Source organism: Kurthia huakuii LAM0618, assembly GCF_000505545.1.
In the GTDB taxonomy this organism is placed as follows: Bacteria; Bacillota; Bacilli; order Bacillales_A; family Planococcaceae; genus Kurthia; species Kurthia huakuii.
On the sequence record NZ_AYTB01000008.1, the window covers coordinates 461,030 to 474,045 of the forward strand.

At 40.6% G+C, this 13,016-nt stretch carries 13 protein-coding genes and 2 riboswitches; of the genes, 2 read left to right on the plus strand and 11 right to left on the minus strand.

The features are described from left to right. Nucleotides 1-102 precede the first annotated feature (102 nt). From efp to aroQ, 3 genes are read right to left on the minus strand one after another with little or no spacing between them, the layout of a single operon-like run. Complete coding sequence (efp, locus tag V514_RS0106650) at nt 103-660, minus strand: elongation factor P (protein WP_029499120.1); 558 nt, start codon at nt 658-660, stop codon at nt 103-105. A 24-nt stretch (nt 661-684) separates the two neighbouring features. Continuing rightward, complete coding sequence (locus V514_RS0106655; protein WP_029499122.1) at nt 685-1,743, minus strand: M24 family metallopeptidase; 1,059 nt, start codon at nt 1,741-1,743, stop codon at nt 685-687. A gap of 14 nt (nt 1,744-1,757) precedes the next feature. Next, a complete protein-coding gene (aroQ, locus tag V514_RS0106660) occupies nt 1,758-2,189 on the minus strand; it encodes a type II 3-dehydroquinate dehydratase (protein WP_029499123.1) in 432 nt (143 codons plus the stop codon). A gap of 148 nt (nt 2,190-2,337) precedes the next feature. On the opposite strand from aroQ, the gene V514_RS0106665 reads away from it, so the two are divergent. Continuing rightward, nucleotides 2,338-3,276, plus strand: a complete 939-nt coding sequence (locus V514_RS0106665; RefSeq protein ID WP_029499125.1) for a DUF1385 domain-containing protein — start codon at nt 2,338-2,340, stop codon at nt 3,274-3,276. Nucleotides 3,277-3,313: 37 nt separating this feature from the next. On the opposite strand, the gene V514_RS0106670 is transcribed toward V514_RS0106665, so the two are convergent. From V514_RS0106670 to V514_RS0106680, 3 genes are read right to left on the minus strand one after another with little or no spacing between them, the layout of a single operon-like run. Next, complete coding sequence (locus V514_RS0106670) at nt 3,314-3,661, minus strand: hypothetical protein (RefSeq protein ID WP_029499127.1); 348 nt, start codon at nt 3,659-3,661, stop codon at nt 3,314-3,316. 48 nt (nt 3,662-3,709) lie between these two features. Next, complete coding sequence (locus tag V514_RS0106675; protein WP_029499128.1) at nt 3,710-4,285, minus strand: HAD hydrolase-like protein; 576 nt, start codon at nt 4,283-4,285, stop codon at nt 3,710-3,712. A 45-nt stretch (nt 4,286-4,330) separates the two neighbouring features. Next, on the minus strand, nt 4,331-5,164 hold the full coding sequence (locus V514_RS0106680; protein ID WP_029499129.1) for a lipoate--protein ligase family protein: 834 nt from the start codon (nt 5,162-5,164) through the stop codon (nt 4,331-4,333). Nucleotides 5,165-5,267: 103 nt separating this feature from the next. Here V514_RS0106680 and V514_RS0106685 point away from each other — a divergent pair, with 103 nt between their 5' ends. After that, nucleotides 5,268-5,651: a rhodanese-like domain-containing protein gene (locus tag V514_RS0106685; protein ID WP_029499130.1), complete on the plus strand. Its 384-nt coding sequence runs from the start codon at nt 5,268-5,270 to the stop codon at nt 5,649-5,651. Nucleotides 5,652-6,380: 729 nt separating this feature from the next. On the opposite strand, the gene V514_RS0106700 is transcribed toward V514_RS0106685, so the two are convergent. The 5 genes from V514_RS0106700 to gcvT all read right to left on the minus strand — a co-directional run bounded on the left by V514_RS0106700 (nt 6,381) and on the right by gcvT (nt 12,728). Next, a complete protein-coding gene (locus V514_RS0106700; protein WP_235073160.1) occupies nt 6,381-7,844 on the minus strand; it encodes a phytoene desaturase family protein in 1,464 nt (487 codons plus the stop codon). Nucleotides 7,845-7,852: 8 nt separating this feature from the next. After that, nucleotides 7,853-8,614, minus strand: a complete 762-nt coding sequence (locus tag V514_RS0106705; protein ID WP_029499133.1) for a hypothetical protein — start codon at nt 8,612-8,614, stop codon at nt 7,853-7,855. A gap of 171 nt (nt 8,615-8,785) precedes the next feature. Further along, nucleotides 8,786-10,249, minus strand: coding sequence for an aminomethyl-transferring glycine dehydrogenase subunit GcvPB (gene gcvPB / locus V514_RS0106710; RefSeq protein ID WP_029499134.1), 1,464 nt, complete (start codon nt 10,247-10,249; stop codon nt 8,786-8,788). Beyond that, on the minus strand, nt 10,242-11,609 hold the full coding sequence (gene gcvPA / locus V514_RS0106715) for an aminomethyl-transferring glycine dehydrogenase subunit GcvPA (protein ID WP_029499136.1): 1,368 nt from the start codon (nt 11,607-11,609) through the stop codon (nt 10,242-10,244). The genes gcvPB and gcvPA overlap by 8 nt, the downstream gene beginning before the upstream one ends. 27 nt (nt 11,610-11,636) lie before the next feature. Then, a complete protein-coding gene (gene gcvT / locus V514_RS0106720; RefSeq protein ID WP_029499138.1) occupies nt 11,637-12,728 on the minus strand; it encodes a glycine cleavage system aminomethyltransferase GcvT in 1,092 nt (363 codons plus the stop codon). A gap of 58 nt (nt 12,729-12,786) precedes the next feature. Then, a riboswitch (glycine riboswitch) is annotated at nt 12,787-12,865 on the minus strand. 3 nt (nt 12,866-12,868) lie between these two features. Beyond that, nucleotides 12,869-12,960, minus strand: a riboswitch (glycine riboswitch). Nucleotides 12,961-13,016 lie beyond the last annotated feature (56 nt).

The window sequence follows — 13,016 nt, forward strand, 5'->3', positions numbered from 1 at the left end:
TGTTGCAGTACAGCTTTTATATGATTAAGCTCTACTACTAGGTACTAATTTTGTCGTAAAAGAAAACCTCTCATTTTATCAATGAGAGGTTCGCGTTACCTCTTACGCGCGAGACACGTAAGAACCGTCAGCAGTGTTGATTACTAATTTGTCGCCTTCATTTACGAAGAATGGTACGTTGACAGTTAAGCCTGTTTCAAGCGTTGCTGGTTTAGAACCACCAGTAGCTGTATCACCTTTAATGCCTGGTTCTGTTGCAGAAACAGTTAATTCTACAGTGTTTGGTAAATCGATCCCTAGAATTTCACCTTCATAGCTTACAATGTGAACTTCCATGTTTTCTAATAAGAATTTTAATTCATATTCTAATTGGTCGCCACCGATTTCGATTTGTTCGTAAGATTCCATATCCATGAAGGCATGCTGGTCACCTGATGCATATAGATATTGCATTTTACGGTTGTCGATTTGTGCTTTTTCTACTTTTTCACCAGCACGGAATGTTTTTTCTGCTACGTTGCCGTTGCGTAGGTTACGTAATTTTGAACGCACGAATGCAGCACCTTTACCTGGTTTTACGTGTTGGAAATCGATAACGCGGAATAAATCGTGATCAATTTTAATAGTTAAGCCTGTTTTAAAATCGTTTACTGAAATCATTACTAATCTTCCTCCAATTATATCTTATAAGATAATTAAATCTTTTGTCGCATGTGTCAGCAATTCATGTCCTGTGTCAGTAATTAAAATGTCATCCTCAATGCGGACGCCACCTACTTCAGGAATATAAATGCCCGGTTCGCAAGTAACACACATGCCTGCTTCTAGCGTATAGCTTGAGCGATGCGATAACGCTGGCGCTTCGTGTACTTCGCGACCAATCCCATGACCTGTTGAGTGACCAAAAGCTTCCCCATAACCATGTTCCGTAATATAATCGCGTGCAACGGCATCCGCTTCAATGCCAGTCATGCCTGGTTTTAAAGCATCAACACCGCGAAGTTGCGCTTGCAACACAATATCGTAAATTTCTTTTAATTGTGCTGAAGGCTCTCCGACAGCGATTGTACGTGTTGTATCCGAAATATAGCCATTGTATAGGGCACCAAAGTCTAAAGTGACAATGTCACCTGTTGCTATTATTTTATCAGTTGCTGTGCCATGTGGCAATGCTGAGCGCCATCCAGAAGCGACAATTGTATCAAAAGAAGAGCTTTTAGCACCTAATTTGCGCATATGATGCTCCATTTCATTTGATACTTGTAACTCCGTCATGCCTGGTTCAATATAGCGAATAATATGTTCAAACGTTTTATCAACAATGCTACAAGCGGCCTTTATAATAGTAAGCTCTTCAGGCGTCTTAATCAAGCGTAATTTTTCAACCAAGCCACTAATACCAACCATCTGCGCGTCAATGTACTTGTCAAAAAGTTGGAATGTTGCATACGTCACATATTCTTTTTCAAAACCGACGTGCTTTAATTGCAGCTCTTTCACTTCGCGAACGACTTCTTCTAATAATGTAGAGCGACGTTCGACAACGCGGAAGCCCGTCGTTTCATGCTTCACTTGCTCGGTATAACGCGAGTCCGTAAAGAACAGCATGTCGTTGGCCGTTACTAAAATATAGCTATCGTCTCCGGTAAAGCCCGATAAGTACGAAACGTTGATCGGGTTTGTAATAAGCATGGCATCGAGATGCTCTGCATCAAATTGTGCGCGTAGTTGTCGTATTTTCATGTGTAAAATCTCCTCTATTTTGATTGTAAAAACATGCGTAATGCCGCTTCGTAGCCAAATGTCCCTAAGCCGGTAATTTGTCCAACGCACACAGGCGCTAAATAAGAGTGATGGCGGAATGCTTCACGCTTATGGACGTTTGAAATATGCACTTCAATGACCGGCACACTAACGCCGGCGATACAGTCGCGTAATGCCACGCTCGTATGCGTATAGGCCCCCGGATTAAAAATGATGCCATCAATATCGCCATCTTCCGCTTCATAAATCCAATCGATTAATTGACCTTCATGATTCGATTGCTTCACTTCTACGGTTGCATGAAAATCTGCAGCAAGCTGTTGTAAATCGCGTTCGATATCGGCTAACGTTTCCTGTCCATAAATTTCTGGCTCACGTTTGCCAAGTCGATGAAGATTTGGCCCATTTAAACATAAGTATTTCACGTGCGACACTTCCTTTTTCAGTTTATTCTTACATTTTAGCATATTATTTCGAACATTGAAGTACTTTCGAACGCTTTCCCTAGAGAAACGAACACTTTTTTAGTACAATGAAGAAAGTTTCAACCCTACATAAGAGAGCGGTGTTTTTATGAGTAAAATTTATGGTGGTCAAGCGCTTGTTGAAGGCGTCATGATGGGCGGCGGCAAACATACCGTGTCAGCAATCCGACGCAATGATGGCTCGGTTGACTATTATTATGCGGAGCGCAAACAAAATCCAACGTTGCAAAAGTTAAAGAAAATTCCTTTTGTCCGCGGTATTGTTGCCATTGTCGAATCCGCAGCAAACGGCTCGAAACATTTACAGTTTTCGAGCGATCGTTATGATGTCAATCCTGGTGATGAACAAGCGCTGATTGAACAAGAAAAAGAACAAACGAACAAGCTCCAAATGTGGCTTGGCGTTGCAGCGATTGGCGTATTATCTTTTTTATTCGGGAAATTCGTCTTTACGCTCGTACCGGTATTTATCGCTCAAGCATTCCATGCGGTATTGCCGGGCCATGCAGCACAAGTGGTATTAGAAAGCTTTTTTAAGCTCATCTTACTATTAAGTTATATTTATTTAGTGTCGCTCACACCGTTGATTAAGCGCACATTCCAATATCATGGTTCCGAGCATAAAGTTATTAACTGTTATGAAAATAATTTGCCACTAACCGTTGAAAATGTCCAACAGCAATCGCGCTTGCATTATCGCTGCGGTTCTAGCTTTATGTTATTTACGGTGTTCGTTGGCATGATTATTTATTTCTTCGTGCCAAGCGACCCGTTTTGGCTGCGTATTGTCAACCGCATTTTATTAATTCCGGTCGTTCTTGGCGTGTCATTTGAAGTGTTACAAGCAACGAATGCTTGCCGTAATATTCCGGTATTACGCTTCCTTGGCTACCCTGGGCTATGGTTGCAATTATTAACAACAAAAGAGCCAACCAATGAGCAAGTAGAAATCGCGATCGCGTCATTCACAAAATTACGTGAAGTCGAAAAAGATGCAGACATTGTGCAAACGATAGCACATGACTAAAAAAAAGAGGCCTCCTATTTTATAGGGAGCCTCTTTTTTATGCCTTTCCGCGCGCTTTGCGAATGATTGTTGTTAATACATAACCAATCGCAAATGCCGCGATATAAGAAATAATGTACGTGTAGTTTTGAAGTTGTAGCATTAAAATCATGACGGCATACGCTAATACTGAGATAATCATTGGGTGAATCCACGTATAACCGCGCAATGCACAGACAAATCCTTGGAATAAAAAGACGGCTGGGTACAGCATATACAAACTAAACACGATAAATTGTCCATTATCTTCAACAGTTTTACCAAATCCCCCTGTTAACGCAATCGCAGAAACCGCAATCATCGTGAAGGCTGGTAAAAACAAACAAGCTAGTTTATTCATATTCATTCGGCAAATCTCCTCCACCGAAAATCATACCATGAATAAGCTATTCATTTATAACATTTCCCACACTTTTTTAAAATCTTTATAGTGCATAAGCGTCGCATCTGCAGCCGCACACGTTCCTCTAAACATCATCGTTTTCATGCCCACTGCTTTCGCTGGAATCAAATCAAGTGCGCGGTCTCCAATCGCAGCATCAAGCGCATACTTCGCATGTAAATACGCATACGCCTCGGCATTCGGTTTGCGCGGAAAACCTTGCGCTGGCGTCGTAATCTCTGCAACATAATGTTGCCAGCCATGCGCCGCTAGCACCGCTTCAATAACCGCTTTCTCTTTATGCGACATAATCACATTGACGTCCGCTTGCTTTAACACCGCTTCAACATCAGCAAATGGCTGAAAAAGCTCCGGTGCTAACGCGAGATTTTTTTGACGATATTGCGCTTCTTGTTGCGCCGTCAACTGTAAATATTGAAAGCCATGCGTAAACGACACTTGCATTTCTTTTAAAATATCGTCGTAGTGAAAGTTTTCGCGGACATGTGGAAACACTTCTAACAACGTTTCTACATACATCGGATACGTATCAAAAAGCGTGCCATCAAAATCCCATAATAAGTTCATGCAATTCCTCCTATTAAAAAAGCGACCGCTAATGGCCGCCTGCTGTTATTTTTTAAAATTCCATTCATCTGACGCATATTTTGTACGCGCCAAGTCCTCAACAAACGCTTGCTGCTCAGCCGTTAATTCATACGGTTGCAAGTCGATTGCTAACGCCTCTTCAAAGCCTTGCTTAAACGCTGGAATACATTCCGAAACGGTCACCTTGCGCGCCGATAAATCATTAATAGCCACTGCTTTTAATGGTAGCTGTTCACGCATTTTTTGCTTTGCCGCTTCATCGTTAAAATTAAACACCGAAATCAATTTTTCTTGGTCCAAATCAACTAAAATAGCGCCATGTTGTAAAATAACGCCTTCTTGACGTGTTTGAGCACTGCCCGCCACTTTGCGCCCCTCTACTACAAGCTCATACCATGACGGGGCATCAAAACATACCGCTGACTTTGGCTTTTGTAGCGCTTGCTTTTCAGCAGCCGTTTCAGGAACAGCAAAATAAGCATCGAAACCTAAGTTTTGGAAGCCGTTTAATAAGCCTTCACTTAACACGCGATACGCTTCGGTCACGGTTTTTGGCATATTTGGATAATCTTCCGACACGATGATACTATACGTTAATTCATGTTCGTGTAATACCGCACGCCCACCCGTTGGACGACGCACAAAACCTAAATTCAAGTTATGTAATTGTTGAAAATCAATATCGCGATGTGCGCGTTGGAAATAGCCAATCGATAATGTCGCTGGATTCCATTCATAAAAACGAATAATTGGTGGCATCTCACCTTGACCATGCCAATGTAATAATGCTTCATCAAGCGCCATATTGTAGCTTGGACTACATGCTCCTGAATTGATAAAGTACCACGGTGTTGTCATTTCCATTCCTCCCAAATTTATCAACTGCGTTCATTTTATCAAACTCAGTGGACGAACACCAACCATTCTTTTATAATGTACTATGTAGAAAGGGGTCATTACATTGACTTGGTTATGGACTATTTTAATTATCGTTGTTGTAATTGTTGCATCTGCACTCATTACATCAATGCGCTCAAAAAAAGCAGTAACGAAGCTTTCTGAAGAAGACTTCAAAGCTGGTTACCGCAAAGCTCAACTTATCGACGTTCGCGAAAAAGGCGAATTCGATTCTAGCCACATTTTAGGAGCTCGTAATTTACCTACGACACAATTGCGTAATCGCTATAAAGAATTACGTCAAGATCTACCTGTATATTTATACTGTGAAAACGGCGGTCGTAGCTCACGTACAGCATTGTTCTTAAAGAAAAAAGGCTACACACAACTGTACGCATTAGATGGCGGTTTCAAAAACTGGTCTGGTCGCGTTAAATCAACAAAATAATTGATCAAGAGACTATAGGTAAACGCTTATAGTCTCTTTTCTATGCGCGACATCTTTTTTGAACACGCGATAATCAATCACGTATGGCCATCTGGCTATGAGCTCAAGAAGCGTGTTTTAGATACAACATAATTGAAAATAAGTGCCATTCCGCGTCTATTTACATACGAAAAAAAGTCATTTTAGTAAGCATCGTGCACATATTGTCAACAAAAATTTTTATTTATTAGTTTTTTCACAAATCATTATTATTGTTGAGCAAGCAATCGTAGCGTTTTCGCCCGTCAGAATCCAAAAACACGCCTTTTTTCGTCTCTAACGGGGCATTTCAACACAAAAAATACGCGTATTTTTTCAACTGTGTCATTTATTTCATGCATCAACAAAATGCGACATAGCGCGGCCCTTCGCCAACAATTGTGTGTGGAAAAGGGCGATTAATGCGCCAAAAACGATGAAAAATCAATCGTAACGGGCATTTTTTGTCCGCTTTTTGCAGGCGCTCATTACTAAAATATCGTACTTATCGCCACGATTATCGTAACTATTTATGAAAAGTTGTTGCTGCAACATATATTTATGTTTTAATTAGACCGATTCACCTAGCGCTGACGCATATTTATTAATATGTTGTATTCAAAACACGCGATTCGACGTCAACGCCAATTTGTGACATGTGTTGTCGTTTTTAACGCACGATTAAAAAATGCGTCATGCGCGACGCGTCGCTCAGCCGTAGCCATTCTTTTTTGCTACTAATTCATTAATCATGCGCTTCGCCACACGCTCGCCATTTGCAATCGCAGCCGCAATGCCCGCCGACGGATGCGCATGCATGCCGGTGAAATATAAACTTTTAATTTGATGGTCTTTTAAAATCGGATTCAATAAAAATTGTGTAATCTTTTTCATTTGTCCCTCTTGGCGATATTGGTCAAACATCGTCGTCAATTGCGCTGGCGACCATAGTTGGTCGGTCACTAAATAATCGCCGACCTTGAGACCAACCTCTGCTAATTTGTCATAAATGCGCTGCTTCATTTTTTCAACGCGCTGTTCGTCAGTCGTATACGGCATATTTGCAAAAATTAATAACGCATCGCCGCGTAGAAAACGTTCCTGTTCACTAAAGGCTGGATTGTACAAATAAACCGTTGGATCATCGGGCATTTCACCGCGCTTTAGCATCTCAAACTCGCGGATGCGGTCATTTGAATAAATGACGTGATGATGATAAATTTGCGTATGCGTGTTTAATGCGACAAGCATAACACATGCGGCCGTCTTAGTTGGTTGTGTAGCCGGTACATAAGGTACTTCAGTCAAATCATCTGCAAATAGCTGCGGTTGCGCTTTAAAATCTTCGACGCTCATTAATACTGCATCAGCCTCTAAACTTAATTCATCATTAATGCACACACCTTCTATTGCTTGTTCATCAACATGAATTTTCGTCACTTCTTTGCCTGTGTAATAACGAATCCCTTCTTCTTTAGCAATTTGTTGGAGCACGCGCACAAGGCGTAAATTCCCACCTGCTACATAATAGACACCATTGATTAATTCATCATACGCATGAATAATAAACATGGCAGGCGCTTCATTTGGCGCAATGCCATTGTATGAGGCATAACGCGTAAACGAGGCAATCACTTCCTCATTCGTAAAATAACGGCGCACAAAATGCTCGATTGTTTCAAACGGTTTTAACGTCAAATAAGCGCTTCTTGCTGGCGGCATTAACAATTGTCGCCATGATACTAAAGGAGATAACGTCAGCAGTTCCTCAAAAGCTTGTTTCATGCGTGTTATTTCTGCCAAAAAATCATCATAATTGCTTGCGCCCACTGGATCTAGTCGTTCTAGTTGTTTGCGCATAAACGCTTGATCAGTCGATAAAAAGAAGCTATTGAGTTGAGGGAAAATATTTTGCGTATGATGACGCACACTACGAATTTGCATATAATCTTTTATATCGCGCCCTGTTGATGCAATAAACTGTTCAATAATTTCAGGCGCTGTAATCATCGTTGGCCCAATTTCAAAATCATAGCCTTGTATTTGAACCATCCGTAATTTACCACCAATATAATCTCGTTTCTCATAAATTGAAACGTCTATCCCTTCACGCGCCAAACAAATTGCTGCTGTTAAATTGCCTACACTTCCACCAATCACCGCAATTTTCATCATAATCCCTCCTAGCTTCGTTCAGTATCTTTGTCCGCCTTCTCTAACAACAATGTGGTTGTAGCAATAATTAATATTGCTGCGATAATACTTGTCAACCACAACCCAGCAAGTGCACAGATGCTAATAATTAATGCCATTAAACTGTAAAATAAAATTAAAATTTTACGCGTATATGTTTTTGAATTGACCACTTCATAGCCCGCTTCTAGTTGCAACAAGATTAAATCAACAATAAAGGCGACAGCCAACCAAATAAAGGTTATCGGCCATGCATTTTCATACAATAATCCTGCATTGTTATGCGCCATAAACTGTACGGGATCATAGACGAGTGGTATGACCAAGACATAAAACACAATTGCGACAAAACTTGCAATTAATGGTTGTAGCGTACGTGAATTCGTAAAACCTAACGCATAACTTACAGCAAAAATAAAGAGCCATATCGAATATTTAGTCGTCCAATTTAATACGAGTAATAGAAAGCTATCCGGTTGCAACGCTTGAATAAAAAAGGTTTTATTGAGCACATAATGCGTTAGCTGTTCTGTTATAAAAATGATGCCGATAATCGTCAAAATAATCATGATGCCGCGTCGTAATCGGAACAGTTGTATAAAGTAACAACAAGCAATAAAGCCCATCAACGTCAGCAATATAAATGGAATAATTAAATCTTGCCCGATTGCTGTCATGCCAAAGAGAAGAAGAAAGAAATCAACGATATACCCCAACAGGATAAAATAATAAACGATAGCGATTATTTTCAACACCCTCACCTTCTCTCTTTCAAATCTTTACCCTTTTTTTCAAAGAAACTGCCGTCAGTTTATACATTTCTATGATTCGTTACATATTTCGTATATTTGTCGCTATTTTACAACAAAAAAAGAATGTGAAGAAGTACCTACTGTACGCCTTCACATTCTTGTTATTTATCGTTATGCTTTTTCGTAACGTAATACCGGTTTACGTGCAGCTAACGTTTCATCTAAACGTTTAATCACTGTCGTATGCGGTGCCTCCTGTACGATTTCAGGATTTTCTTCTGCTTCTTTGGCAATTTGAATCATCGCATCACAGAAAGCATCTAATGTTTCTTTTGCTTCTGTTTCTGTTGGTTCAATCATTAAACCTTCTTCAACGTTTAATGGGAAATACGTAGTTGGTGGGTGATAGCCAAAGTCTAACAGACGTTTAGCGATATCTAACGTACGCACGCCTAATTTTTTCTGGCGGCTACCCGATAATACGAATTCATGTTTACAATGACGGTCGTATGGTAATTCATAGAATGGTTGTAAACGACGCATCATATAGTTTGCGTTAATAACCGCATTTTCTGTTACAGCTTTTAGACCATCTGGACCCATTGTACGGATATATGTGTATGCACGCACGTTAATACCAAAGTTACCATAATAAGGTTTTACGCGACCGATTGTTTGTGGACGATCGTAATCGAAGTGGAATGTGCCTTCTGCTGTTTTCACTAATACTGGTTTTGGTAAGAATGGAATTAAGTCTGCTTTTACGCCGACAGGACCTGAACCAGGACCGCCACCGCCATGTGGGCCAGTAAATGTTTTGTGTAAGTTTAAATGTACACAGTCAAAGCCCATGTCACCAGGACGCGCTTTTGACATAACGGCATTTAAGTTCGCACCGTCATAATATACTTTACCGCCAACGCTATGAACGATTTCAGCGATTTCTAAAATGTCTTCTTCAAATAAACCAAGTGTATTTGGATTTGTTAGCATTAATGCGGCTGTGTCATCGCCCACTTTTGCACGAAGGTCTTCTAAGTCAACAAGACCATTGTCAGCTGTTGCAATCGTTACCGTATCAAAGCCCGCAACAGATGCAGACGCGGGGTTTGTACCGTGTGCTGAGTCAGGAACTAACACTTTTGTACGTTGCGTATCGCCGTTTGCTTCATGGAATGCACGAATCATCATGAGCGCTGTCCATTCACCGTGTGCACCTGCTGCAGGTTGTAATGTCACTTCATCCATCCCTGTGATTTCAACTAAATGTTCTTGTAAATCGTACATTAATTCTAATGCACCTTGAACCGTATCTTCATCTTGTAATGGGTGAATGTTCGCAAAACCTGGCATACGTGCAGCTGTTTCATTCATTTTAGGATTGTATTTCATCGTACAAGAGCCTAATGGGTAGAAACCAGAATCTACGCCGTGGTTACGACGAGATAGCGCTGTGTAATGACGCATAATATCAAGTTCTGATAGCTCTGGTAATTCCGCTGCTTCTTCACGAATAAAGCCAGCTGGTAAAATGCTTGCTAAGTCTACTTCGGGAACGTCTAAAAACGGCACGCTATGGCCAACACGTCCTTCATGAGATAATTCAAATACGAGTGGTTGATTGTCTTTATGCATGGTGGGCCTCCATTTCTGCTACTTGAGCAGCAATTGCTTGTACGAACGCATCGATTTCTTCTTTTGTGCGTTGTTCTGTCACACAAACTAATGTATGATGTTGAAGTTTTTCGTCAACGCGACCTAAATCAAAGCCACCGATAAAGCCTTGTGCTAATAATAATTTATTTAATGCCGTCACATTTACCGTTACATCCACAACGATTTCATTGAAGTGTGCACCGTCAAATGCTACGTTGAAACCTGCTGCTGCAAATTGTTGTTTTGCATAATGTGTTTTCACGATGTTTTGTGTCGCCATTTCGCGAACACCTTGTTTGCCAAGCGCTGTCATCGCAACAGAAGCTGCTAACGCGTTTAATGCTTGGTTTGAACAAATATTTGATGTCGCTTTTTCACGGCGGATATGTTGTTCACGTGCTTGTAACGTTAACACGTAACCACGACGGCCATCTTCATCGATTGTTTCCCCAACAAGACGCCCCGGTACTTTACGCATTAATTTCTTTGTAGTAGCAAAATAACCACAGTGTGGACCGCCAAAGCTTTCAGGAATACCGAATGGTTGTGCGTCACCTACTGTAATGTCTGCACCCATTTTACCTGGAGGTGTAATTGATGCTAATGCTAATGGGTTTGATGACACGATTGATAACCCTTTTACAGCGTGTACAAGCTCTGAAACTTTTGTTACATCTTCTAATTGACCGTAGAAGTTTGGATATTGCACCATGACCGCTGCTGTATTGTCATCGATTTGTGCTTCTAGCGCTGCTAAATCTGTTACACCATTTGTCGCTTTTACTTCCACTACTTCAATTGATTGACCGTATGCATATGTTTTAACAACATCTTTTGCGATTGGATGAACGGCTTCAGATACTAAAATTTTTGTTTTACGTGTCGCACCTGCTGCAAGCATACCCGCTTCCGCTAATGCTGTACCACCATCGTACATTGACGAGTTCGCTAAATCCATACCTGTTAATTCTGCAATCATCGTTTGGAATTCAAAGATAGCTTGTAATTCACCTTGAGAAATTTCAGGTTGATATGGTGTGTAGGCTGTGTAAAACTCTGAGCGTGAAATAACATGATCGACAACAACTGGTTTATAGTGATCATAGACGCCGGCTCCTAAAAATGATGCGTAGTCGTCAGTGTTGGCATTTTTCTTCGCTAACCCTGCAAGTTCTTTAAGTAATGCTGATTCTGTTTTTGCTGGTTTAATATTGTACTCCCCTTGGAAGCGTACGCGCTCAGGGATGTCCGCAAATAATTCATCTACAGAAGAAACGCCAATCGTCTCTAACATTTCTTGTTGGTCTTGCTCAGTCATTGGTAAGTACCGATGCTTCATTGGAAAAAACCTCTCTTTTAGTAAAATTTATTTTTGACGTTTATAAAATGGTGTTGCGACCGTTTTGACTTTCAAACGACGGTTACGAATTTCTACTTCTAGTTCTTTATCAAGCTCTGCATATTCCGCTTTAATTAGCGCTAAGCCAACGTTGCGTTTTGTGCCTGGCAATTGCGTGCCCGTTGTTACTTCACCGATTTCTTCATCGCCTAAAAATACTTTATAGCCGTGGCGTGGAACCCCTTTATCAATCATTTCAATACCAATTGATTTACGTGGAACACCGTTTTCTTTTTGTGCTGCTAACGCTGCTTTACCGATAAAGTCGCTTTCTTTCGCTAATTTCACAACGAAGTTAACACCTGCTTCTAGTGGTGTAATATCTTTTGAAAGCTCTTGACCGTAAAGTGGTAAACATGCTTCAAAGCGCAATGTATCACGACAACCTAAGCCACATGGTACAACTTCGCCTGTCGCTAAAATTTTATCCCATAGTGCCACAACTGCTTCTGGTGAACCATAAATTTCAAAGCCGTCTTCACCTGTATATCCTGTACGTGAGATTAACGTGTTATAGCCCGCAATATCAACATTTTGTGCTAGGCGGAACGGTTTTACATCCGTTAACACAAAATCTGTTAATGTTTGCAATACTGCAATTGCTTTTGGGCCTTGAATTGCCAATTGTCCAAAATTTTCTGAATCATTTGTGATAGTAATATCGCCAAATGCTTGTTCTTCCATCCAAGCAACATCTTTTTCAATATTCGCTGCATTGACAACTAATAAAAATTTTTCTTCACCTAAACGGTAAATTAATAAATCATCAACTACGCCGCCATCTTCATAACACATTGCTGTATATTGTGTTTGATCGATTGCTATTTTTGAAACATCATTCGTCACAAGCTTTTGTAAATAAGCTAAGCTTCCTGGACCTTCAACGAATACTTCTCCCATATGAGAAACATCAAAAAGACCTGCTGCTTCACGAATTGCTGCGTGCTCTTCTTTAATTGAACTAAATTGAACTGGTAATTCCCAACCACCAAAATCGATTGTTTTGCCACCAAATTGAGCATACGAATCGAATAATGGGGTACGTTTTAATGTTGACACATTAACCCCTCCTTGTTTTCAAAAAAAAAACAGAGAAATCCCTTAATTAAAAGGATTTCTCTGTCCATGCACCTGAAAGTTTAACCAGAAATCTGGCTGTCATCGTGGGTGGCTACCCGAAGTAGCGCTCTCCAGAGTTGCGTCCAGTACGAGTCTTTTTGCCTGAGAGATTCATAGTTTCCTACTTGCTCCTTCGGCGACACAATCAAGTGTTCTCTCCCCATACCTTCATCCGCTTCCATTATGAAAATGTACTGTAACAGGATTTCTTGTCTATATCCTAACATT

What these genes read in the sequence shown, in the direction of transcription:
- efp (WP_029499120.1), bottom strand. Translation starts at nt 660, where the DNA reads ATGATTTCAGTAAACGATTTTAAAACAGGCTTAACTATTAAAATTGAT.
- V514_RS0106700 (WP_235073160.1), bottom strand. Translation starts at nt 7,844, where the DNA reads ATGATGAAAATTGCGGTGATTGGTGGAAGTGTAGGCAATTTAACAGCA.
- gcvPB (WP_029499134.1), bottom strand. Translation starts at nt 10,249, where the DNA reads ATGCATAAAGACAATCAACCACTCGTATTTGAATTATCTCATGAAGGA.
- V514_RS0106680 (WP_029499129.1), bottom strand. Translation starts at nt 5,164, where the DNA reads ATGACAACACCGTGGTACTTTATCAATTCAGGAGCATGTAGTCCAAGC.
- V514_RS0106675 (WP_029499128.1), bottom strand. Translation starts at nt 4,285, where the DNA reads ATGAACTTATTATGGGATTTTGATGGCACGCTTTTTGATACGTATCCG.
- V514_RS0106670 (WP_029499127.1), bottom strand. Translation starts at nt 3,661, where the DNA reads ATGAATATGAATAAACTAGCTTGTTTGTTTTTACCAGCCTTCACGATG.
- V514_RS0106655 (WP_029499122.1), bottom strand. Translation starts at nt 1,743, where the DNA reads ATGAAAATACGACAACTACGCGCACAATTTGATGCAGAGCATCTCGAT.
- V514_RS0106665 (WP_029499125.1), top strand. Translation starts at nt 2,338, where the DNA reads ATGAGTAAAATTTATGGTGGTCAAGCGCTTGTTGAAGGCGTCATGATG.
- gcvPA (WP_029499136.1), bottom strand. Translation starts at nt 11,609, where the DNA reads ATGAAGCATCGGTACTTACCAATGACTGAGCAAGACCAACAAGAAATG.